At 50.0% G+C, this 22,723-nt stretch carries 18 protein-coding genes and 1 riboswitch; of the genes, 3 read left to right on the top strand and 15 right to left on the bottom strand.

Translation table 11 applies throughout. The annotated features are described in order from the left end of the window. Window positions 1–20: 20 nt before the first annotated feature. The 3 genes from murQ to AC4EHJ_RS11165 form a co-directional block, all read right to left on the bottom strand. Complete coding sequence (gene murQ / locus AC4EHJ_RS11175) at window positions 21–905, bottom strand: N-acetylmuramic acid 6-phosphate etherase (protein ID WP_490975700.1); 885 nt, start codon at window positions 903–905, stop codon at window positions 21–23. Window positions 906–1,397: 492 nt separating this feature from the next. Further along, window positions 1,398–2,246: a MurR/RpiR family transcriptional regulator gene (locus AC4EHJ_RS11170; protein WP_490975699.1), complete on the bottom strand. Its 849-nt coding sequence runs from the start codon at window positions 2,244–2,246 to the stop codon at window positions 1,398–1,400. A 143-nt stretch (window positions 2,247–2,389) separates the two neighbouring features. After that, entirely contained in the window at window positions 2,390–3,127 is a 738-nt protein-coding gene (locus tag AC4EHJ_RS11165) for an SDR family oxidoreductase (RefSeq protein WP_490975698.1), read from the bottom strand. Between the two features lie 144 nt (window positions 3,128–3,271). Between AC4EHJ_RS11165 and AC4EHJ_RS11160 the strand changes: the two genes are divergently transcribed. Continuing rightward, window positions 3,272–4,159: a DNA-3-methyladenine glycosylase family protein gene (locus AC4EHJ_RS11160; RefSeq protein ID WP_490975697.1), complete on the top strand. Its 888-nt coding sequence runs from the start codon at window positions 3,272–3,274 to the stop codon at window positions 4,157–4,159. A 197-nt stretch (window positions 4,160–4,356) separates the two neighbouring features. On the opposite strand, the gene AC4EHJ_RS11155 is transcribed toward AC4EHJ_RS11160, so the two are convergent. Then, window positions 4,357–5,478 (bottom strand): NADH-dependent flavin oxidoreductase, encoded by a 1,122-nt coding sequence (locus tag AC4EHJ_RS11155; RefSeq protein WP_490975696.1) that lies wholly within the window; start codon window positions 5,476–5,478, stop codon window positions 4,357–4,359. A 152-nt stretch (window positions 5,479–5,630) separates the two neighbouring features. On the opposite strand from AC4EHJ_RS11155, the gene AC4EHJ_RS11150 reads away from it, so the two are divergent. After that, window positions 5,631–6,659: an NADP-dependent oxidoreductase gene (locus AC4EHJ_RS11150; protein ID WP_490975695.1), complete on the top strand. Its 1,029-nt coding sequence runs from the start codon at window positions 5,631–5,633 to the stop codon at window positions 6,657–6,659. A 67-nt stretch (window positions 6,660–6,726) separates the two neighbouring features. On the opposite strand, the gene AC4EHJ_RS11145 is transcribed toward AC4EHJ_RS11150, so the two are convergent. The 7 genes from AC4EHJ_RS11145 to AC4EHJ_RS11115 form a co-directional block, all read right to left on the bottom strand. After that, entirely contained in the window at window positions 6,727–7,734 is a 1,008-nt protein-coding gene (locus AC4EHJ_RS11145) for an LLM class flavin-dependent oxidoreductase (protein WP_490975694.1), read from the bottom strand. 290 nt (window positions 7,735–8,024) lie between these two features. Then, window positions 8,025–11,465, bottom strand: a complete 3,441-nt coding sequence (gene metH / locus AC4EHJ_RS11140; RefSeq protein WP_490975693.1) for a methionine synthase — start codon at window positions 11,463–11,465, stop codon at window positions 8,025–8,027. Further along, complete coding sequence (locus AC4EHJ_RS11135) at window positions 11,446–13,305, bottom strand: bifunctional homocysteine S-methyltransferase/methylenetetrahydrofolate reductase (RefSeq protein ID WP_490975692.1); 1,860 nt, start codon at window positions 13,303–13,305, stop codon at window positions 11,446–11,448. The genes metH and AC4EHJ_RS11135 overlap by 20 nt, the downstream gene beginning before the upstream one ends. Before the next feature lie 73 nt (window positions 13,306–13,378). Beyond that, window positions 13,379–13,485, bottom strand: a riboswitch (SAM riboswitch). A gap of 183 nt (window positions 13,486–13,668) precedes the next feature. Next, window positions 13,669–15,657 (bottom strand): acyltransferase family protein, encoded by a 1,989-nt coding sequence (locus AC4EHJ_RS11130; protein WP_490975691.1) that lies wholly within the window; start codon window positions 15,655–15,657, stop codon window positions 13,669–13,671. 269 nt (window positions 15,658–15,926) lie between these two features. Continuing rightward, complete coding sequence (locus AC4EHJ_RS11125) at window positions 15,927–16,910, bottom strand: aldo/keto reductase (RefSeq protein ID WP_490975690.1); 984 nt, start codon at window positions 16,908–16,910, stop codon at window positions 15,927–15,929. A 114-nt stretch (window positions 16,911–17,024) separates the two neighbouring features. After that, window positions 17,025–17,864: a DUF6920 family protein gene (locus tag AC4EHJ_RS11120; RefSeq protein ID WP_490975689.1), complete on the bottom strand. Its 840-nt coding sequence runs from the start codon at window positions 17,862–17,864 to the stop codon at window positions 17,025–17,027. 144 nt (window positions 17,865–18,008) lie between these two features. Next, window positions 18,009–18,611, bottom strand: a complete 603-nt coding sequence (locus tag AC4EHJ_RS11115; protein WP_490975688.1) for a hypothetical protein — start codon at window positions 18,609–18,611, stop codon at window positions 18,009–18,011. A gap of 232 nt (window positions 18,612–18,843) precedes the next feature. Here AC4EHJ_RS11115 and AC4EHJ_RS11110 point away from each other — a divergent pair, with 232 nt between their 5' ends. Beyond that, window positions 18,844–19,359 carry an SRPBCC family protein gene (locus tag AC4EHJ_RS11110; protein ID WP_490975687.1) on the top strand — a complete coding sequence of 172 codons (516 nt, stop codon included), beginning with the start codon at window positions 18,844–18,846 and terminating at the stop codon, window positions 19,357–19,359. Window positions 19,360–19,410: 51 nt separating this feature from the next. Here the strand turns inward: AC4EHJ_RS11110 and AC4EHJ_RS11105 are convergent, their stop codons facing one another. The 4 genes from AC4EHJ_RS11105 to AC4EHJ_RS11090 form a co-directional block, all read right to left on the bottom strand. Further along, the gene (locus AC4EHJ_RS11105; RefSeq protein ID WP_490975686.1) at window positions 19,411–19,929 is read right to left on the bottom strand and encodes a YehS family protein; all 519 of its coding nucleotides are present in this window, start codon (window positions 19,927–19,929) and stop codon (window positions 19,411–19,413) included. A 128-nt stretch (window positions 19,930–20,057) separates the two neighbouring features. Then, window positions 20,058–20,273, bottom strand: coding sequence for a hypothetical protein (locus tag AC4EHJ_RS11100; protein WP_490975685.1), 216 nt, complete (start codon window positions 20,271–20,273; stop codon window positions 20,058–20,060). Window positions 20,274–20,404: 131 nt separating this feature from the next. Further along, window positions 20,405–21,394: a tRNA dihydrouridine synthase gene (locus AC4EHJ_RS11095; RefSeq protein ID WP_490975684.1), complete on the bottom strand. Its 990-nt coding sequence runs from the start codon at window positions 21,392–21,394 to the stop codon at window positions 20,405–20,407. 204 nt (window positions 21,395–21,598) lie between these two features. Continuing rightward, window positions 21,599–22,699, bottom strand: coding sequence for a threonine aldolase family protein (locus tag AC4EHJ_RS11090; protein ID WP_490975683.1), 1,101 nt, complete (start codon window positions 22,697–22,699; stop codon window positions 21,599–21,601). Window positions 22,700–22,723: the final 24 nt, after the last annotated feature.

Raw genomic sequence — 22,723 nt, 5'->3', positions numbered from 1 at the left:
ATCCCCCGCTCTCCCAATGTTTATAAAGTTTTTCTTACAAAACCGTCTGCTGCTTCCAGCTTTTCAACAGCTTCCCCTTTGGTGCAATCCAGCAAAATCATGACAATCGCCGTTTTCACATGGCGATCCGCTTTTTGATAAAAAAGCTCGGCTGTTTCGTAATCCACTTGTGCCGCATCCATTATAATGCGTTTCGAACGCTCAATCAGTTTTTCGTTGGTCGCCTGCACATCCACCATCAAGTTTCCGTAGGCTTTACCAACTCCGATCATCGAAGCCGTTGAAATCATATTCAATACGAGCTTTTGAGCGGTTCCGGCTTTCAGGCGCGTCGATCCGGTCAGTATTTCTGGCCCTGTTTCGATTTCAATGGCGATTTGCGCATACTGGCTGATTTGCGCGCCGGTATTACAGGAAAGAGCCACGGTCTTAGCACCCACTTCAGCAGCATATTGCAAGGCACCGATAACATAAGGCGTTCTGCCGCTTGCTGCAATGCCGATGACCGTATCGTTCTTCGTTAACGAAGCCTGCTCCAATTCTTTCTTGCCGAGATTCGCGTTGTCTTCGACGCCTTCTTTAGCCATTGTGAACGCTTCCATTCCACCGGCTAAAAACCCTTTCACAACTTCCGGCGAGACACCGAACGTCGGCACACATTCAACTGCATCCAAAATTCCAAGCCGGCCGCTTGTGCCTGCACCGATATAAATCAGCCTGCCTCCTGCCTGAAATGATTCGATGACGGCATGTACCGCCTGTTCAATCGACTCCATTTTTTCAGCAATGGCGCCCGGCACCGTTTGGTCTTCGCGGTTCATCGTTTGCAGGATTTCCAGCGTCGACATTCCATCCAATTTCATTGTGTCGTGATTTCTTTTTTCCGTAGACAGATTTTCTAGCATCGACTCATCCTTTATTTGGTTATTTCTTGACTTCATTGTACCCTTAAGAAATTTCATGTCAATATAATTTATTATATTTATGAACCTTAGTTTCATTTATGGAAATTATTAAAATACCGATATTCCGCATAACAGCTTCGCTTGCCGCGGGCGAGCACCAAGCCTCCTCAGTCGATTCGCTCCTCGCGGGGTCTCGGCTGTCTCGTCGCTACGCTGCCCCGCAGGCAAGTATGGGCCAAACAGCATTTGGCCCATACTTTGCGACGAAGCGCATAGCGCTGGAGGAGCAGTACGATTTTCTCCACTGTTTTGCTCCATATCGAGATATATTTAGCGCCGGCGCGCCTATAGACTGGGCGGAGCTATGAGACGGATGTTCTTCCCGGCTCATGGCGTGAGCCATGTTCAGAGCGTCCGAAGCGGCGATTTAACATTAACTTCTTCAATTCGAATTATATGCAATATAAAAAAGAGCTGAATGACCAGCTCTTTTCATCTTCTTAAACTTTCCATTTCTTTGCGGGCGTCGTAATATTGCTGCCGGACGTTCTCGCCAAGATAATGGAAAACGCTCATATAAAGGGTGTCTACGACGGTCAGCTGCGTCATCCTCGACGACGTGCTGCCGATCCGGAAATCCTGTTCCACATTCGGCGTGCACAGCCGGATGTCCGCTTCTTTGTAAAGCGGAGATTTGTTCAAATTAGTGATGGCAATGACCTTCGCTCCTCTTTTCTTCGCAAAACGGGCCAATTCCAGTACATCTTTTGTCTGGCCGGATGTACTGATAGCGACGAAGACATCGTTTTCCGTCAGGTGGGGAATCAGCGACAGCATATAATGAAAATCCAGCGATGTGATGGATTGATAGCCAAGCCGCATGAATTTGTACTGGGCATCAACCGCTGCGGTTGAAGAACCGCCGACGCCGAAAAACACGATTTTCTGCGCGGCCTTCAACGCGTCCACCGCCTTCATCAGCTCTTTTCTGTCCATTGAATCTGCGCAGGACTCGATTGCGGATTTATTGACGTGGATCACTTTATGAAATAAATCATAAGGGGAATCTTTTTGTTGAAGCACCGAAAAATCGGTCAGATTTGTATCGTTCAATGCTAAATCTTTCATGAGCGCGAGCTTAAAAGATTTAAAGCTGCCCATGCCGATCGATTTGCAGAAACGGATAATGGTAGCTTCGCTGACTCCGGATTTTTCCGACAGTTCTTTGGTGGTCATGTGCGGGATGGCATCCGGCTGTTGGATAATATATTCGCCAATCCGCCTTTCCGCTGCGGATAATTGGCCGAGCGCCAATTCAATTTTTGTAAGCAACGATTTCATGGGAGACCTCCAACTGCTTTCAGTTTATACAATGCCTTTTTAATGAATACTATAGGAGAACGTTTTTCTCCGCAATCATTACCTCCATGTAAAATGCCTGCCCTGCTTACAGCGGGACAGGCATAACAATCACACGACGGCTATTATTTCTGCTGTCTCGGGCGAATCAGAATTTCATTGACATCCACATAATCCGGCTGTTCAACAGCATACGCGATTGCGCGGGCGATGTCTTCAGCCTCCAAGAACTTCATATCGCTCCCAGATGCGAACATATCAAGGATGTCCTGGTCGGTGATCGTCTCGGAAAGTTCGGTTGCCACAGCTCCCGGTGAAATGATCGTCGCGCGGATGTCCATCGCCGGATCGAGTTCCTGGCGCAAACCTTCCGTGATGGCACGTACTGCGAATTTCGTGCCGCTATAAACGGCGCTGCCCGGCGTCACATCGTGTCCGGCAACAGATGCCACGTTGATGATATGGCCTTCCCGTCGCGATTCCATATGCGGCAGCACGGCGGCGATGCCGTACAAGACGCCCTTGATGTTGACATCAACCATTTGGTCCCATTCCGAGATCTTCCGTTTGTTGAGGAATGAAAGAGGCATGAGTCCGGCGTTATTGATCAGAACATCGATCTGCCCAAACTTTTCGATTGCGGCATCCGCCAGCTCTTGCATTTCTTCCGACGACGTTACGTCCGTAACTTTGAATGCCGCCGTACCGCCAGCAGCCTCAATTTCTTCTTTTAGTTCGATAAGGCGTTCTTCGCGGCGGGCCGCAAGCATGACGGCATACCCTTTGCCAGCCAATTCCTTTGCTGTCGCCTGCCCGATTCCGCTGCTTGCGCCTGTAATGATGGCTGTTTTCGTGTTTGTCATGTTTCATTCCAGCTCCATTTCTGTAATAGATTCCTCTAACTGCCTCATGGTAACTCTACCTTCTGCCTGTACCGCTGTAAACTGTTTCGCATGGCGTACGTGTGGTATGTTGGATGGAAGAACCGATGAAAGGTGGAAACGCCCTTGCAAGCCCCTGAGCCTTTATTTATTGATCTTCCGAAGGAATTCGACTTAGCGGCGAACCTCGCCTATATGCAGCGGAATTCTAAGGAATGCATGTATACGATTCGCAATGAAACCATTACGCGCGCATTGGAAATCGATGGCGAACGCCTGTTGATCCAAGTCAGCGCCATTCAGAACCGGCAGCTGCTGGTGCGTTTCTTAACTGGCACTCCGACTGCTGGGGTCAAACCTTATATTCGCGACTGGTTCGACCTCGGCACCGATCTCGCACCGTTTTACGAAATGGCGAAAAACGATCCCCTTTTGCAACGGACCATCGAGGATTTTTACGGCCTCCGCAACATCGGGCTGCCGGATTTGTTCGAAGCGCTGTGCTGGGGGATTTTGGGCCAGCAGATCAATTTGGGCTATGCCTACACGTTGAAGCGCCAGTTTGTCGAGAAGTTCGGCGAAGCGGTGGACTATGAAGGTATGCCGTACTGGATTTTCCCTTCTTATGAAAAAATCGCAGAATTGTCGCCGGAAGACATGAGTGACATCAAAATGACCGTCAAAAAAAGCGAGTACATCATTGGCGTCGCCCAGCTGATGGCAAGCGGCGAATTGTCGAAAGAAGGCCTGCTCGCACTTGGCAGCCTTGGCGCCATTGAGAAAGAATTGATCCGCATCCGAGGCATTGGTCCATGGACCGCCAATTATGTGCTGCTCCGCTGCCTGCGTTTCCCCAATGCTTTTCCGGTGGATGACGTCGGCCTCATCAATGCCATCAAATTCCAGCTTGGCCTCGACCGCAAACCAACCAAAGAGGAGATTCTCGACCTAGCCGTTCCATGGGAAAACTGGAAAGCGTACGCGACGTTCTATTTATGGCGTGTGCTTTATTAATAAATCCGGATCTTCGGCAAGTGCGAAGGTCCGGGTTTATTATTGTATGCGTATCTGGAATTGCCGGAACAATGATGGAAACGTCAGAAACGATGACAGAACCTTCTACTAAAAACAAGAGAAATCGTAAAAGTGGTCCCCACCTTTTCACTGGACGAAAAAAGCCAACGGCAATCCCTCTGCCGCTGGCGCATCTTTTATTCTGCTAATTTAACCATGCCGTATGAAGTGATGGCATTCCACATCGATTCCGGGATATCGAGTTTGCCGACCATCTCCTGCGGGATCACTTCATGGATTTCTTGTTCTTTTCCTTGCTTCACTTTTTCCGTCCATTCCGGATCAACTAGCGCTTGGCGGCCCATTGCGACGATATCGGCGCCTTCTTCGAGCGCTGCCACGGCATCTTCCGGCTTTTTGACGCTGCCGACCACGACAAACGGCACACGGCCATTGATGTGCTTCGACAAAATTTCAACGATGCTGCCTTGCTCTGCTGCACCGCGCGGCTGTTTCTTGAATTCGAATAAAGACACGTGGACGTAATGGATGCCGCCTTCAATCAATTTCTCAACGAGCACTTTTGTATCTTCAATCGTGTAGCCGACAGAGTTTTCGTTGTTTTCTTCAGGCGACAAGCGGTAGCCGATGATGAAGCTGTCGTCTGCGTATTGCGCAGCTGTTTTCTTCACTTCTTCCAATACTGCCATCGAGAAACTCAAACGGTTTTCCAGGCTGCCGCCCCATTTGTCTTCGCGCTGATTGAATGTCGCCGATACGAATTGCTGGATCAAATACGTGTTGGCGCCGTGGATTTCAACGCCGTCAAAACCGGCTTCGATCGCGCGGCGCGTCGTTTCGCCGAAATCACGGATGATGTCGTCGATTTCAGCAGCTGTCAATTCGCGCGGCGTCGGTTTGCCTTCAGGTCCTGCGACTGCGCTCGGCGCTACTGTTTCGTTGGCAGCGATCAAGTCCGGCTGGCCTTGACGCCCGCCGTGCTGCATCTGCAGAATCGCTTTGCTGCCTCCAGCTTTCATTTCATCTGCCAGCAATTTCAAGCGCGGCAACGCTTTGTCATCAAAACCGATAAACTGATTCGGAAACGCGATGCCGTTTTCAGAAATGGCGATACAGGCAGACACGAACAAGCCCCCGATGCTCGAACGGCGGTTATAATACTCGAGTTCAGCGTCAGATACCGTACCATCCGGATTTCCTGAGTAAGTTGTCATCGGTGCAACGCCCAATCGGTCCTGCAAAACAACACCGTTCGGCAATGTAATTTCTTCGAATAAAGATGTATAGTTCGGATTCATGTGAATTCCTCTTTTCTTTTGTCTATAGGTATATCAAAATATCATAGGATTAGGACAACCACAAGAATACAGGCTTGGCGGTGTGTAATTTTTGATTCCTTTTTAAAGCAATGGTAAGCTCCTCTACAGACAAATTAGAAGGAGTGTTTTACATGGCACCTACAACTTATAAAGAAATCCACTTGGTCAACCGTCCGGAAGGAATGCCTTCAGACGAAGATTTCAAATTCGTGGAACAAACGGTACCTGCTCTACAAGACGGCGAAATCCTGTTAAAAACGCTTTACTTGTCGGTTGACCCGTATATGCGCGGACGCATGCAAGATGCAAAATCCTATATCGCCCCATTCCAGCTCAATGAAGCCATCACCGGCGGCGTGCTCGCTGAAGTTATCGCTTCAGAGTCGCCGCATTTCAAGCAAGGCGATATCGTCAATAGCAACCTTAAATGGGGAGAATACAATATTGCAAAGGCGGATGGACTTCAAAAAGTCGATCCTCAGGTTGCACCGATCACGACACGCCTTGGTGTTTTAGGTCTAACGGGCCTAACAGCATATTTCGGTTTGTTGGACATTGGAAAACCGAAACCAGGCGAAACAGTCGTCGTTTCTGGCGCAGCGGGAGCTGTCGGTTCGATTGTCGGCCAAATTGCGAAATTAAAAGGCGCAAAAGCGGTCGGCATCGCCGGCTCGGATGAAAAAATCGATTACTTGATCAACGAACTCGGATTCGATGCCGCAGTCAATTACAAAAAAGACAGCTTTGCGGAAGACTTGAAAAATGCATTGCCGGACGGCGTCGATGTCTATTTCGACAATGTCGGGGGAGACGTATCGGATGCCGTCATGCGCTTGTTGAACCGCAATGCACGCATTCCATTGTGTGGAGCGATTTCTTCCTATAACGCAGCAGGCAAGGACCTCGGACCGCGCATCCAGACGTCTCTCATCAAAACGAGTTCGATGATGCAAGGCTTCACGCTTGGCAATTATGCGGCAGATTTCGGAAAAGGTGCGACTGAACTCGGCCAATGGCTGCAGGCTGGCAAGCTGAAATACGAAGAAACGATTGTCGAAGGCTTTGAAAACACGCCGCAGGCATTCCTCGGCTTATTCCAAGGAAGCAACCTCGGCAAGCAATTGGTCAAAGTGGCAGACCCGGATTTCGCGAAACTTTAATAACGGCACATTTTATTACTCAAAAACAAAAAAGCGTTCAAAGCGATTTTCCGCTTTGAACGCTTTTTCAATTTGATGATAAAGAAAATGCCTCCGCGAGTAAACTCAGCATCTTCATGCGGTTGGCAGCGCCTGATACATTCGGGATGACAGTGACTTCATCGGCACCGTATAATTCCGTGAGCCGGACGATTTCTGCCTTCACTGTATCGACATCACCGATAATCATGCGTTCTCTGTTTTTCGCCACTTTTTCGCGTTCCCCTCGGCTAAAGCCGCGGCTTTCAGCGGTGTCGATGGATGGATAATACGGAGGCGGCGTCTCGGATTCGACAAACAGCAGCCACAAATCGAGCGCTTTTGCCAGCCTCTCGGCTTCTTCCGCTGTATCAGCGACGACAGCGAAAACAGCGATGGCGACTTGCGGTTCCGCCAACAAATCCGATGGCCGGAACTTTTCCCGGTATGCGGCAACGGCTTCCGCGCCATCAGCAGCTGGACGTGCAAAATGGGCGAACGCGTAAGCGAGGCCGTTCTTTGCCGCAATGGCGGCACTGCCGTGTCCGGTGCCAAGCAGCCACATTTCAGGCGCTGTTTCGGTAATCGGTGTCGCTACGAGCTGGCGGAATCGGTGCGTTCTTTCCGTATCATCGGTGAAGTATTTCTGCAGATCCTGAATTTGCTGTTCATATGACACTTTGATGCCTTTGCTTTCATTGAGTGCCTGATTGACGTCTTTATAGCTGCGCGAACGTCCTATGCCGAGATCGATGCGGTCCGGATGCAGCGCTTCGAGCATACGGAAATTCTCAGCCACTTTATAGGAACTGTAATGCGGCAGCATGACGCCGCCCGAACCGATGCGGATCCGCTCTGTCGAAGCAGCCAATTGCATCATCAGCATTTCCGGCGAACTGCCCGCGACCGACAGCACCTTGTGATGCTCTGCCACCCAAAAGCGCCGGTAGCCAAGCCGGTCCGCGAGCTTTGCAAGTTCAATTGTCTGCAGCAACGCATCGCGCGCAGCCGCTCCCTCGTCGATCGGCGAGTAGTCGAGTATATTCAGTGCAAACACAATTCCCACTCCTGACATTTCCTAATGCGATTAGTTTAACATAATCGTATATACAGTCCAACGCCAGCTTCGCGGGAAAAAGTGAGCCGATTGTTCTTTATACAAATGGATTTATTTCAAATGGACGAATAAACACACAAAAAGAACCGCTCCCAATCAGTGAGCGGCTCTTTTTTGGCTAGATTGCCTTCTATATTGAAAATACTGTCCGCACGGCGGCAAATACTGTCCGTACTGGTCCAAATACTGTCCGAAATCCAGGGAATACTGTCCGCACTCCCTCTCCTCCTTTATTCCACGTTAAAATACCGTGCATCCGGATGGGCGAAGACGATCGCCGAAACGGACGCTTCCGGGTCCATCATGAATTCTTCTGTCAGATGGACGCCGATGTCTTCCGGTTTGATCAGGCCAAACAATTTTGCCTGGTCCTCCAGATTCGGACATGCCGGGTAGCCGAATGAAAAACGCTGTCCTTGGTATTTCGCCGCAAAACGGTCGCGCATCGAGAAATCGGTGGCATCCGGGAAGCCCCATTGGTCGCGGATTTCCTGATGGATGCGCTCAGCAAAGCCTTCCGCGAGTTCAAGCGCCGTCGCCTGCAGTGCGTGGCTTTCCAGGAACTTGCCGGCTTCTTTCAAGCGCGCCGCTTCGTCGCGGACGCCGTGCCCCGCTGTCACTTGCATGAACGCGACATAATCCATTTCTCCGCTGTCGACGGATTTCAAGTAATCGGCCAGACACAAGAACGGCTCGGCGGTTTGGCGCGGGAATGTAAAGCGCTCAATTTCCGTCTTGGCGTCTGCCGGATCGTAGATGACGACATCGTCGCCGTCGCTTTGTGCCGGGAAAAACTGATAAACGCCGGACGGTTTCAAAATGCCAGAGCCAAGAAACTCCGTTGCCAATTCGTGGAGCTGAACCGCGCGCGGATCGCCTTGCACCAGCATTTTATCGCTATAGCCACGCAATCCGAGATGATGGCCGATCAGTGTGCGCATATTGACGTATGGATACAAATGCGCAACCGAATACTCTTTCAAGACACGGCGGCGCAGGTCATTCGGGTTGAAGACCGGCACATCTTCGCGCACAGTCTTCACCGGTTTTTCCGCTACCGCAACAGCTGGCTTGGCGGCTTTCGCCGCTTCGGATGCCTGGCGCTTCTCTTGCTGCGCACCCAATTCTTCCAGCAACACGGCTTTTCCTGCTCCGCTCTGCAGGCGATTGGCCAAGTCCAATCCTTGCATGGCGTCTTTCGCGTAAATGACCGGGCCGTCGTATTCAGCAGCGATTTTCGTTTCCGTGAAGCGCCTCGACAAGGCGGCACCGCCGACCAGAATCGGTGCATCGATGCCCGCTTCCTTGAAGTCCTGCGCGGTCAGCACCATCTGCTTGGCGGATTTCACCAGCAAGCCTGACAGCCCAATGATGTCCGGATTTTCTTTTTTGATGACTTCAATCAGTGTCGCCGGCGTCACTTTGATGCCGATGTCGATCACTTTAAAGCCGTTATTGCTAAGGATGATATCGACCAGGTTTTTACCGATGTCGTGCACGTCGCCTTTGACCGTGGCAAGCACCACTTTCCCTTTGCCTGTATCGTCCGCAGCTTTTTTCTCCATAAAGCCTTCAAGGTACGACACCGCAGCCTTCATGACGCCTGCGCTTTGCAACACTTCGGCGACAATCAACTGGTTGTCGTTGAACAAACGTCCCACTTCCGCCATGCCTGCCATCAGCGGCCCGTTGATGACATCGAGCGGTGTGTCGTACATGTCGAGCGCTTTCTCTAAATCCGGAATAAGCCCTTCTTTCGTGCCTTCCAGAATATAATAGGCGAGGCGGTCTGGAACCGTCTTCGGAATGTCGTCTTCGCTCCGCTCTTTTTTCTTATCGCGGTAGAAATCGGTGAAATCCGCCAATGTCTTGTCTGTCGTCGTGAACAGCAATTCATCGGCCATCTTGATCTCCGCTTCCGGAATCGATGCGTAGCGCTCCAATTTCTCTGTATTGACGATGGCGTAATCGAGCCCTGCCTGCGTGCAATGGTAAAGGTAAACTGCATTCAGCACTTCGCGGCCGACTGGCGGCAAGCCGAACGACACGTTGCTGATGCCGAGAATCGTCAATGTGCGCGGTAGTTTTTCCTTGATCAGTCGGATGCTTTCGATCGTTTCAACCGCGGAGCCGATGTATTGCTGATCGCCGGTGCCGACCGGAAACACGAGCGGATCAAAAATGATGTCTTCCGGCGCGAGCCCCCATTTGTTGACCAATAAATCATACGAGCGTTCGGCAATTTCAAGTTTGCGTTCACGCGTCACTGCCATACCCGGTTCATCAATCGTTCCGACAACAACCGCCGCACCGTATTTCTTCACAAGCGGCATGACCGCATCAAAGCGCTCTTCGCCGTCTTCGAGATTGATCGAGTTGATAATCGCTTTGCCTTGCGAAAACTTCAGCGCCGCTTCGATGACTTCTTCGTCCGTTGAATCGATGACAAGTGGCACTTTGACCTTCTTTACCACTTCGTGCATGAAGTTCGCCATGTCCTCGAGTTCATCGCGGTCCGGATTGGCGAGGCAGATGTCAACGACGTGGGCCCCGTTCTTCACCTGAGCGCGCGCGATTTCTGAAGCTTCCTCAAATTTCCCTTCAACGATCAGCCGTTTGAATTTTCGCGAACCGATAACGTTCGTGCGTTCCCCAATAAACAGCGGGCGCATCGAATCGTCGTATTGCAGCGGTTCGATTCCGGACAAAACATGTCCATGTCCGGTTTGGGCCGGCTTTCTCGGCGGCAAATCGGCCACCGCTTCACGCACGGCTTTGATGTGCGCAGGCGTCGTGCCGCAACAGCCGCCGACGACGTTGAGCCAGCCTTTTTCGGCAAAGCCCCGCAGCTTTTTCGACAGTGATTCCGGGGTTTCGTGGTAATGCCCTTCTTCGTCCGGCAGCCCTGCGTTCGGGTAACAGCTGACAAAGCCGTCGGACAGCTCAGACAAAGAGCGCAAATGGTCCGTCATGAATTCCGGGCCCGTTGCGCAATTCAAACCGACCGACAGCGGCTTGACGTGTTCAATGGAAATATAGAACGCTTCAATGCTTTGCCCGGCAAGCGTTGTGCCCATCGGCTCGATGGTGCCTGAAATCATGATCGGCAATTCTTTGCCCAGCTCTTCAAAAGCCCTTTTGATACCGATCGTCGCCGCTTTGACATTCAGCATGTCTTGGCTCGTTTCAAGCAAGATCAAGTCCGCGCCGCCTTCAACCAGCGCTTTCGCCTGTACATAAAAATCCTCGCGCAAGGCATCGAACGTGATGCCGCCTGTCACCGACAAAGTTTTCGTCGTCGGCCCGATAGCACCTGCGACAAAGCGAGGCCATTCAGGGGTGGAATAGTCAGCAGCCGCTTTCTTGGCAATCTCTACAGCACGGCGGTTGATGTCGGTTGCTTGGTCTCCAAGTCCATACTCGTCTAAGACCACTGGCGTACCGCCGAACGTGTTCGTACAAAGAATGTCCGCTCCCGCTTCCAGATAGGCTTTATGGACGCTTTCGATGACGTCCGGCCGCACGATGTTCAAGTATTCGTTGCAGCCGTCAAATTCCTCGCCGCCGAAATCTTCCGCTGATAAATCGGCGTTCTGGATCATCGTTCCCATGGCGCCATCGATGATCAAGATCCGTTTTTCAAGCTGCTGTTCAATAAGTGTTTTGGACATGGCTGCTTTCGCCTTCTTTCTTCAAATCTAGTTGCCTGATGTAATTGATCAATTCCACGGACATTTCGTAGCGGAAAAATGGCGTGATCAAGTAAATGCCATTGAATAGGCCAGCCGCAGTATCGATCAATTCCTTCGCTATCGCAATGCCTTCAGCCGTCGCCCGTTCCTTGTCGTCGCCGCATGCGCGCATCCGCTCAAGCGCATTTTCCGATAACTTGATGCCTGGCACTTCGTTGTGCAGGAATTCCGAACTGCGGATGCTTGTCAGCGGCATGATGCCAAGGAAAATCGGCGTGCTCAAATGCTTTGTTTCTTCGTATATTTCAATGATTTTCTCTTTTGTGAACACCGGTTGGGAAATGAAATAATCTGCGCCGCTGTCGATTTTCTGTTCCAGCCGCTTGACCGCCCGGCTGACGACGCGGACATTGGGATTGAATGCCGCCGCCACTGAGAAGTTCGCTTTTTTGCGCAGCGGCTTGCCGGAAAATGAAATGCCTTCGTTGAGCTTTTTGATCAGCTGAATCAATTCCAGGCTGGAAACGTCATAAACACTTGTCGCTCCCGGGAAATCACCGACTTTCGTCGGATCTCCCGTGACTGCCAGGATATCATGCATGCCAAGTGCGTCAAGCCCCATCAAATGCGATTGCAGGCCGATCAAATTGCGGTCGCGGCACGTGATGTGCGCAAGCGGCCGGATGTTTTCCTGCTGCTTCAAAATCGAGCCCATCGCCATATTGGAAATACGCGGCGAAGCGAGTGAATTATCGGCCATCGTAACCGCATCGACTCCCGCCGCATTCAACGCTTTCGAACCTTCGATGAATTTCGTGATGTCCAAATGGCGCGGCGTGTCGAGTTCGACAATGATCGTGCGCTCCGTCTTCGCTTTTTCGTGCAGCGGCTTGACGTCGAGCGCTTCCGCTTCACGAATGACGATCGGCTTTCTCGCCACCACTTGCTTTTCTGTCACCGGCACTAAATTGCGCATTCGCTTTTTCACTTCTTCGATATGCTTCGGCGTCGTGCCGCAACAGCCTCCGATGAGGCGCACCCCTTCTTCTCTCAACAACAATGCAGCCCGGCCAAAATAATCGGCTTCCGATTCATAGACAATGCGGCCGTCTTCCACGTCGAGCAAGCTGGCGTTCGGATAGGCCGACAGGAAGGCTTTTGCCGGCAGCGACACTTCTTCGAATGCTTGGATCGTATGGTGCGGGCCGAGGCGGCAATTGACGCCGACGATTTCCGCTCCGAGCGCTTCAAGCTGGTGCAGTGCTTCGTTCAGCGACATGCCGTTTTGCAGGATGCCCGGCTCGTGCATCGACACTTGCGCAATCAGCGGGGTATCCGTCATCTTTTTCAAATGCGTGACCGTCGCAGCAAGCTCTTCAAAATCGTAATACGTCTCGAGCAGCAAGCCGTCCGGATCGCCTGACAATAAATGCTGCGCCTGCTGGTCGACCATCGCAATGATTTCCTGCATCGTGGCATCACTTTTCCGCATGCCTCGAATGCCGCCGATTGTACCGAAGACGTATTGTCCGCCAGGCGACGCGGCGCGCTTCGCAATATCGATCGCAGCGAGGTTGATGTCTTTCACTTGCTCTTCAAGGCCGTAGCGCGCGAGCTTATGGGCATTCGCACCGTACGTATTTGTCTGGATGATATCGGCTCCCGCTTTGATGTAATCCTGGTGGATCTTGCTGACGATTTCCGGCCGCTGCAGGTTCAGCTCCTCGTTGCAATACTCGATGCCATAAGAATACAGCAGCGTCCCCATCGCACCGTCCCCTGTCAACACGCGCGTTTTCAATGCATCCAATAACTTCATGCCGCTCACCCTCCTGTATATAGAAAAAAGCCCTCCATGAAAAAGAAGGCTTTACGGTCGTTAAACTCGTTCCTTTTCATCTCCCAGGCCATTGCATGCCTGCTGGATTTAGCACCTGACCACGAATGGCTGGTTGCTGAAGCGTCACAGGGCCAGTCCCTCAACTTCTCTCGATAAGAATTCACTATGCAGTTTTTGTATTCTTAAAATCTTACCTGCATACGGGACGCTGGTCAAGAAAATTCGTCTAAAAACAGAGAACTTTCTGTTTATTAGCGTTAAACAAGGACCCTCCACACAAATGGAAGAATAAAAAACGCACCGCCGGCAATTAGCTTGCTGGCGGTGCGTTTATCGTTTCAGTTACTTCTTGAGCACCGGCTCAAGATGCTCTTTTAGTGCCGGACCCATAGTTTTGGAGTAGAGTGTCGTCAAATGATGCTTATCTCGGTAGACGAGCACGTTGCCAACTACCGGCGAACACAGATCATCAATACAGAAATATTCCGACATGTCCACAAATGTCACGTTGCCCGGAATGCCTTCCGTGTTTTCCCACGGTGCTACAGCGGCCAGCGCTTCGCTGCGCGGCACGGAGCAGTCTTCTACAGTCGAGGCATCAAGGCAAAGCGTCGGGTCGACTTTCATCCGTGGATTGTCGCGCACCGCAAAAATATCAGTTACACCTTCAAATTGCTTCCATTTGTCGATATAAACCTGCGGCACGGTTGCTTTGGAACTTACGTTCGCCGTTGTGAAAATCAAATCAGGCGGATCTTCCATGAGCCGCTGATGGAGTTGATCATTCCATGTCATGCATGCTTCCGTTAATAACCCATCGAAATCGCCGTTCGTGAAGCGGCATGCATCCTTGTTGTAGACATCGATACGCATATTCAGTTCTTCCGCGATTTCTTCAAGCGCCGGGAACCAGTGCCCTGAATGTGAACCGCCGACCAATGCAAGCACATGCTCCGGATTTTCCGTCACACCGTACGAGCATTCCTTCAATTTAGCGTTCTTGCTGCCGGAGGAAGTACAGTCCTGGTCATTATAAAAGGCCGGCAGCACTTCTTTCGCAGTCAGAAAATCCGGCTTGAGCTCGGCTTCAATCGCCGGCTGGATGTTTTCCGAAACAGCACGGGCGCCTGGATTGTCTTCGGTTACGACAGGAACGGCGACGCTGCTGCTTGCCTGGACAAAGACGCTCCACGACACGCCAACCAGAATGGCCGGCATCATCAGTGTGACGAGTACTTTCGTCAAACGTTTTTTCGATTGCTTGACCGGCATCTGCCGCACAGGTGCTTCGACGAGCCAAATCGTAACGATCGACAGCACGAACGTCACTGCCAAAATGCTGAGCCCGCCAAACAGCGAAACCGTCTCGGTGTTGAAAAAGGCATAATAGAAAACAAGCAATGGCCAATGCCAGAGGTAAAAGCCGTAGGAAATGCTGCCGAAGTATTGAAACGGCTTCGAACCGAGCAATTTCTGCACACCGAAGAGATTGCCGTTTTCACTCGCTATGATGACCAAGATCACCCCACCTGTCGGCAGCAGCGCTGCAAAGCCCGGGAACACAGTCGACACCGGAAGCAGCATCCCCGTAAACGCGATAATCGCAAGGCCCAACCATCCCATGATGAGGTGCGCACGATCCGGAAACTTCAAATACGGCAGCAGCAGCGCAAGCATCCCGCCGAGGCTGAATTCCCAGGCGCGTGCAAATGTATCGAAATACGCCCACGGCTGATTGACAGCGGTGATGTAAACCGAGTAGCTGAGCGAAGCGAAGAAAATAGCCGCCAGCACCCCAAGCAACGTTTTGCGCACCGGTGTCTTCAAAATTTTCGTCGCGAGAAGGTACACGAGCGTGATGACGATTGGCCACGTCACGTAAAACTGGCCTTGAATCGACAACGCCCAGAAATGCTGGTACGGGCTCGCTTGGTTGTTCTGCCCCAAATAATCAACCGCGCTATTCGCGAGCTGCCAATTCTGGAAATAAAAAATTGAGGCAAACAATTCCGCGATTGTCTGCTTCCACGTGCTCATCGGCAAGAGAAAAATTGACGCCGCTGCGCTCACTGCTATTACTGTAAACGCCAGCGGAAACAACCGCTTTGCCAGCCCGAGCAAGTTTTCCGCGTAATTGATACGGCCCTCCCGCACCATCCGCGACAAAAGAGATGTTGTGATCAAATACCCTGAGACGATAAAAAAGACATCGACCCCACCGGACACCGACCCGATCCAAATGTGATAGATGGCCACCAAAAGAGCTGCCACCGCGCGTATTCCTTCCAATTCTGGCCGAAAGCGCTTTTCGGGCACTCGTAAATCTGCCATTTTTTTACCTCCCTATTCTTTGCTAGTTCAAAAAACTAATAGCGTAATATTTCAATAATTTTTACAAATAGTTTTAAGTTGTTATATTTTTAATAAATAAACCACTAATTCCCATTTAAGTTTAACGCGCCCATACAAAAGTTACAACAGCTTATCCTACATTTGAACCATTTGCTGCAAAAAAAAAGCTTCACCGATAGACGGCAAAGCTTTTTCTGATTCAAATGAAGGGAATTTCTTCGAGATAAGGCTCTCCAGAAATTTCACCCTTAATAAGGGCCTCTAATTGCCCCGGCTACTTCTTCTCTATAGAATTGCGACAGACGCTCCAGCTCTTCGGCTGAATACCCTTCGGCATCCAACGTCTGCAGATTGTCTTTTACTTGGCGCACATTTTTGAAACCCGGAATGACTGATGAAATCGCATCGTGTTCCAAAATCCACTTTAGCGAAGCTTGCGCCATACTGCCGCGCCCTTCCGCAATCCATTTCAATTCATTGCTCAGGTCGACGCCTTTGTTGAACTCCAGGCCGGCAAATGTTTCACCGACGTTGAATGCCTGGCCGTCGCGGTTGAAATTGCGGTGGTCCGCCGCTTCGAACTCGGCGTCTTTGGTGAATTTTCCGGTTAACAAGCCGCTTGCCAATGGCACACGTGCCAGAATGCCGACGCCCTGCTCCAACGCTTTCGGGAATAATTCCTCGAGCGGTTTTTGGCGGAACAGATTAAAAATGACTTGCAGGCTGCTGACATTGGGGTTTTCAAGACAAAGCAAGCCTTCTTCAACCGTTTCAACGCTGACGCCGTAATGGCGGATTTTTCCTTGTGCCTTCAGTTTATCCAGCCTTTCGAAGACCCGGCCATCCCGCAAAATCTCAATCGGCGGGCAATGGATTTGATACAAATCGATCGCTTCGCGCCCCAATCGCTGCAAGCTGGCTTCGCAATATGCCGTGACACTTTCTTCCGAATACGTCGCGGGATCATGGACATCACCTGCGCGGCAGAATTTCGTCGCGATCATGATGTCCGATTCTTTGCCTTTGGTGGCTTTTGCCAATAGCTCTTCACTGTGGCCCCCGCCATAAACGTCTGCGGTATCGAAAAAGTTCACCCCTTCATCCATGGCATAATCGAGGGCGCGCAGCGATTCGCTGTCGTCGTTGCTGCCCCAATCGCCGCCGATTGCCCACGTGCCAAAACTCAATTCACTGACGTTCATATCCGTCTTTCCAATGTCCCGATAATTCATCTTCTACACTCCCATTCCCTCAGTTTATCACGAACAAAAGCCCCAGCTTGCTAGCTGTGGCTTTCCATAACCTGTCTTTTCCCTTGTCATTTGACAGATAAACTAATTCCCTGCTCAATGCCGCCCTGCAGGCGCAGGCTCGTTGAAATGGACGCCACTGACTTCGAATTCGTACCAAGTAAATGGCCCTTCCGGCAGGTTCCAAACAATCTCCATCTTAGATGGCACCTTGATGCCGCCTGCTTCCATATAACTTAGGATATTCGCGGTGCAGAGCACCATCTCGGCCCCTTCGTTGCTGTCTTTATAGCGCCATGCCTTGACCGATTCTAATTTTCCTTGCGCGTTGAAATGGAAATCTGCATTGCCGGACACACCGTTCAGCTCCATCATTGCTGTCGCCGTCGTCTCATCGACTCTTTGCCAGCTGACGTAAGAGCTTAATGCCGCCGGCGGGCAGCAGGATAATTCCATTAAATAGCGCTGCAGCGACGATTGGTTCGTCTTAGGGCTGTTTTCAGTCTTCGACAGCGGCATGATGCCGTTGAATTTGATGCGCATCTGTGCGCGCCCGTTGCGGAAGACATCCTTTCCGCTGATATGGATGCCAGGTGCCATCTTCATATCCACTTTCCACGTGAATTCCGGGGGCTCGAAAGTTGAATACTGCTCCGCTTTGGCAGGAGTCCAATGCTTCTGTTCCGGCTTCAGCTTGATTTGCCCTGTCTGCTCCAAGTACATACTGCGCACTTCCGCTTTGCCGACCGAACCGCTCCATACCAGCCATTTCTGCACCGGCTCCGGCAACTCCTCAATCCGCTCCGCTGTCACCACAGCCAAATTCGCCCCTGCGTTTTTGGTCCGGCTCTCATTCCTGCCTTCTGAAGGCAAGCTTTTTTTATAGGCATACAGCGCCACAGCTATTATGCCAAACACCAAAACAATAAGCTGCATCAACCATCACGCCTTTCATCTTTTGTGTACCGCCTGTCGCAGCAACGAACAAAAAATCATGAAAATACCTTTTTTATACTATACGGCATGGGCAATGCTTTCTCCTGGCAATAAAATCCGTCACGCGCTTTATTTCAAAATCCTTCACAGGCTATTGTCTGGAAACAATTCCTTCAAAGTTTGGATTGGCCGCGCTTTCGGATGCGCTTCGAATGGCCGGAACTCGATGTTGCCGACGTGCACGCCCATATTGTATTCGCCGATGACTGAATCCAGCAGAATGAACACCACCGGAATCAACTCCTCATTGTTCTCTTCGGTCAGCCCTTTGATATAAAGGTTCAAGCTGACTTCCTCGCGCTCCAGGTCTTTGAGCGCGGTGTAATAGACGTCATCCCTTGTCAATTTCATATCGCCCCAATTGACGCTGAACTCTTCGTCAGAGGCTTGCCGGAAAGGGATGACGGTAAACCGCTCAAGCTCCGGCGCCGTTTCATGCAAGTCGAAGACTTCATCAAAGGCCTCCACCATCCCATCCGCGCTAATGATGAACTCGCGCTTGCCATCTTCCGGCTCTGCACTGAATTCGAACGCCAGATGCTTATTGACCTTTTTCAGCTTGCGGTGCAGCAAATCGAAAAGCTCTTCTCTTTCCTCTTCCGCCAGCTCAAAATAACTTTCCTCATTGTCCAAAAACCATTGCCAAAAGGCGTCCACCTTATTCTTTCGTGTCGGCAGCCATTTCATTTCATTTATCCCCTTCACTGTAAAAAATTCTTCCTTATTTATCATAATCATTTTGATGGAATTTAGAAATTGTTATTTTCTATGAATTCAAATAATTTCTTGCGAATAGACTTTTCATTCGAGCACAAATTCTTTATTATGGAGTTATTAAGAAAACTTCCCTTTGAAGATTGGACGCTGCCGCCCGGAAACGGAGACGAAGAAAGCACATAAATCAGAAGGAGGAATTTACATGTCAGCGAATAATGGATCGAATGGCGCCTCGACGCGGATCGAAGGCACTGAACTCGTTATGGAACGGTTTTTCAACGCCCCCGCGGAGCTTGTGTATACGATGTATACGGAACCGCAGCACGTGAAGAATTGGTGGGGTCCGAACGGCTGGACGACGGAAAACTATAAGATGGACGTGCGCCCTGGAGGCATCTGGCATTATTGCATGCGCTCGGAAAACGGTGAGGAGGCATGGGGCAAAGCAATTTATGACAAAGTCGAAAAACCCCATTTGCTTACGTATACAGACACATTTTCTGATGAAGAAGGCAATGACGCCGAAGGCCTTCCCGCTATGAAAATTATCGACGAATTCTTGGAAGAAGAAAACGGCACGCGCATTATTAGCCGCACCGTGTTCGACTCAGAAGAAGACCTGCGCAAAGTCACTGACATGGGAGCTGTCGAAGGAATGACCGAAACGTTCGACCGCCTCGAACATTATATGGAAGAAACACAAAACAATCTGCATTGAGCACAAAAAAACGCAAACCCGGAATTGGGTTTGCGTTTTTTCCTATTTTCTTCATTTACGGTATTTCAGGCCCAGGCCTTTCAAAAAATTGCGCGCATAGCGGTCGCCGCAAACGCTGTAGTTTTTATGCCCTTCTTTGCGCAGCATCGCACTCATCTCGCTCTTTGTGACCGTCACACCAGCCAGTGCCAGAATTTCAAGCATATCCTCGCTCGTCAGCTGCAGCGCGATTTTCACTTTCTTCAACAGCAAGTTTTTTGATGGTTCATTCGTCAAAGCGGGCTTGTCGGGCTGGCCCGGCTTCGGTTCTTGCTTGCCTCGTTTAAAAATGATCAATCCGTTCAGGAATGACTCGAATGTTGCGTCACTGACGCTCAAATAATCCTTGAATTCGTCCTCGCCCATAATGCCGCCAGCTTGGCCATCGTAATCTTCAGGGGTTTTCGTCAGCATTTTCATGACATCTTCTTTTGACACTTTTACGTCGCCAAGCTTAAAGATTTCCACCATGTCATGGTTTTTGATATCGAGCGCGTAGCGCAATCTTATGAGTAAATCGTTGTTATCCATCCCTATACCTCCTGGGCAAACTGCTGATTCATGCAGTTGTCTCGTCAAAGTCAATCATAGCATATCGCAAGCCTTTCAATAAAAACAGCACCGATTTCCGTTGCGGGAAATGGGTGCTTCGCTTTGCATTACGCGCCGCGCGGTTCTTTTGGCGGTTGGCACACGTCGCATTTGCGTTGGTCATTCTTATTAAACTTCGTAAATGTCTTTTCGAAATTATTGCCGCATGCACATTTGAAAAGCAGCTTTTGTGAAAACCCGTGATATTCCGTCGACAGCAATTTGCTATCTGAATTTTTCTCCACAAACGTTCTGATTTTATCGATCGTCCATCGTTTATTCATTTTTTACACCTCTATGGTTTATTGATAGGCGTTGGGCCATTCGTTCACTTATGAGCAAAAGCCGCAATCGTCCTAAGTTCTTCATTATAGCACGTACCGGCTTCTAATCAGCAGTTATTGCACAGCTGATTTCACAATACCGGCTTTGGCGCAGTAATTTCTTCCTCCCCAAAAGCATCAAGCAAAGCCCGCACTTGATCTGTCGTCTCGGTATACATCAATTGGTTTCTCAACTCGCCCGCTCCACGGACGCCACGCACGTAGATCTTAAAGAAACGGCGGAGCGGTTTGAACGAAATCGGCTCGATTTCCGTTGAATACTTATCGTGCAGGTCCAAATGCAGGCGCAAGAGATCGAATAATTCCTCGGTGCTGTGTTCTTTCGGCTCTGTCTCAAAAGCAAAGGGATTGTGGAAAATCCCACGCCCGATCATGACGCCATCGATGCCGTATTTTTCGGCAAGCTCGAGGCCTGCTTGGCGATCCGGAATATCCCCGTTGATCGTCAGCAATGTATCAGGTGCGATCTCATCACGGAGTTTCTTGATTTCCGGAATCAGCTCCCAATGCGCAGGCACAGCGCTCATTTCTTTTTTGGTGCGCAGATGAATCGATAGATTGGCGATGTCCTGCTCCAAGATATGGGTCAGCCAGCCTCTCCACTCTTCCACGTCGCTATAGCCGAGGCGCGTTTTGACACTGACAGGCAATCCGCCCGCTTTTGCAGCTTGTACGATCTCCGCTGCATTGTCCGGGTAGCGGATCAAGCCGCTGCCTTTTCCTTTTGCAGCCACGTTCGGCACTGGGCAGCCCATATTGATATCAATCCCTTTAAAGCCCTGTTCCGCCATCCCGATGCTCATGTCCCGGAAATGCTCGGGTTTATTGCCCCATATATGAGCCACCATCGGCTGTTCATCCGGCGTGAACGTCAGGCGTCCACGCACACTGAAAATGCCTTCCGGGTGGCAATAGCTTTCTGTGTTCGTAAACTCTGTAAAAAATACATCCGGCCGTGCTGCTTCAGCCACCACATGGCGAAACACAACATTCGTGACATCTTCCATCGGGGCCAATACAAAAAACGGCCGCGGCAAATCACGCCAAAAATTCTCTTTCATATTTAAATTCCAATCCTTTCGTTACAGGATGAGAGGTCAGCCCAACATCCAAGATCTATGCTGTAAATAAATTAAATCTGCAAAATCATTCTATCTTTTCTTAACCTTATATAGTTTACACGAGTCACGCATTTGTGGAAAGCAGCGCGTTTTGAAAAGACAAAAACCCCCTCAACCCTTTGTTGAGGGGGGTGGCATCCATTTCTAAGGCTTAAAATGATGTGTCATGCTTTGATCCAGTCCTTCAAATAAGCTGGTGACGAGTTCTTTAGGGATCTCTGAATATTGGTCTCCCATGCTAAATTCAAAATAACAAGACTGTTCATCAACCATTGTTAAACGGCCAGTTATTCCTACTTCCATCTCTTGTCCCAATTCGGCTAAAACCGCTTCTACCCGCTCTTTGGCATACGGAAAATGGACATGGAACATATTGGACACAGGAACAACCGGAAGCGTGGAGATGCCGTAACAAGAATTGAACAAAGCAGCAACTTCCTTTGCCTCTTCGAAATACTGTCCCATTTTATGAGCGCGAATGTCAAAGTAATAATCTGCTGAGATGATATAAGGATATAAACTAATCAGATCGCCGCCATGCCGCCTTTTCCAAACTTTCGATTGCTGAATAAAATCTCGATTGCCAGCTAATATGGCGCCGGCGATTCCACCAATCCCTTTGTATAAAGACAAGTAAACGCTATCAAATAAAGCACATACTTCGGCCGCAGTTTTTTGGTAATAAGGGAGAACTTCAAGCAACCGCGCTCCATCAAGATGCAGCCTGATTTGCTTTTCCCGGCAATACTGCGAAATCTGTTCGAGCGTTTCGAAGCTCGGTAATTGTCCGCCTATTTCACGTTGAGGCAATTCCAGCAACACTGCCGCAATCCCGTCCTCCATTTTTATCACATCATCCAGATCGATTACACGATGGCGATCCGCAAGCAAAACCGTTTCAATGCCATGCAGCTCTTTTAACCCATCTTCTTCATGAATTTCTAAATGGCTCAGCGGGTGATAAGCCACTTTTTTTATTCCTTTTTCATCACACCATATGCGCAAAGCAATTTGCTGCGCCATTGTGCCGCTGGGGAAAAAAACGGCGTCATCTTTCCCTAATAATGCAGCCATTTTCTCTTGGAAATCCTCAATAATCCGGCCTTTCCCATACATATCACTTTCCAAATCATCGTTCACGTTTTGGAAGGCTTCTTTTAAAACATGAACATTGCGTGCACTATGATTTGCCAACTTGTATGTGGATTGATTGTAGGTCTTTTGCAATTGGCTTGTTTCGCCCATCTTGTAAGCTCCTTTTACCACTCT

The sequence above is a fragment of the Planococcus sp. TJ-301 genome (assembly GCF_058268475.1).
Note: the sequence above shows the minus strand (reverse complement) of the source record. Positions and strands in the feature narration are given on the sequence as shown.

Excerpts from the sequence above, each read along its gene's own strand:
- murQ (WP_490975700.1), bottom strand. The coding sequence starts at position 905 with ATGCTAGAAAATCTGTCTACGGAAAAAAGAAATCACGACACAATGAAA.
- AC4EHJ_RS11170 (WP_490975699.1), bottom strand. The coding sequence starts at position 2,246 with ATGAAATCGTTGCTTACAAAAATTGAATTGGCGCTCGGCCAATTATCC.
- AC4EHJ_RS11165 (WP_490975698.1), bottom strand. The coding sequence starts at position 3,127 with ATGACAAACACGAAAACAGCCATCATTACAGGCGCAAGCAGCGGAATC.
- AC4EHJ_RS11155 (WP_490975696.1), bottom strand. The coding sequence starts at position 5,478 with ATGAATCCGAACTATACATCTTTATTCGAAGAAATTACATTGCCGAAC.
- AC4EHJ_RS11150 (WP_490975695.1), top strand. The coding sequence starts at position 5,631 with ATGGCACCTACAACTTATAAAGAAATCCACTTGGTCAACCGTCCGGAA.
- metH (WP_490975693.1), bottom strand. The coding sequence starts at position 11,465 with ATGTCCAAAACACTTATTGAACAGCAGCTTGAAAAACGGATCTTGATC.
- AC4EHJ_RS11135 (WP_490975692.1), bottom strand. The coding sequence starts at position 13,305 with ATGAAGTTATTGGATGCATTGAAAACGCGCGTGTTGACAGGGGACGGT.
- AC4EHJ_RS11130 (WP_490975691.1), bottom strand. The coding sequence starts at position 15,657 with ATGGCAGATTTACGAGTGCCCGAAAAGCGCTTTCGGCCAGAATTGGAA.
- AC4EHJ_RS11125 (WP_490975690.1), bottom strand. The coding sequence starts at position 16,910 with ATGAATTATCGGGACATTGGAAAGACGGATATGAACGTCAGTGAATTG.
- AC4EHJ_RS11120 (WP_490975689.1), bottom strand. The coding sequence starts at position 17,864 with ATGCAGCTTATTGTTTTGGTGTTTGGCATAATAGCTGTGGCGCTGTAT.
- AC4EHJ_RS11115 (WP_490975688.1), bottom strand. The coding sequence starts at position 18,611 with ATGAAATGGCTGCCGACACGAAAGAATAAGGTGGACGCCTTTTGGCAA.
- AC4EHJ_RS11110 (WP_490975687.1), top strand. The coding sequence starts at position 18,844 with ATGTCAGCGAATAATGGATCGAATGGCGCCTCGACGCGGATCGAAGGC.
- AC4EHJ_RS11105 (WP_490975686.1), bottom strand. The coding sequence starts at position 19,929 with ATGGATAACAACGATTTACTCATAAGATTGCGCTACGCGCTCGATATC.
- AC4EHJ_RS11100 (WP_490975685.1), bottom strand. The coding sequence starts at position 20,273 with ATGAATAAACGATGGACGATCGATAAAATCAGAACGTTTGTGGAGAAA.
- AC4EHJ_RS11095 (WP_490975684.1), bottom strand. The coding sequence starts at position 21,394 with ATGAAAGAGAATTTTTGGCGTGATTTGCCGCGGCCGTTTTTTGTATTG.
- AC4EHJ_RS11090 (WP_490975683.1), bottom strand. The coding sequence starts at position 22,699 with ATGGGCGAAACAAGCCAATTGCAAAAGACCTACAATCAATCCACATAC.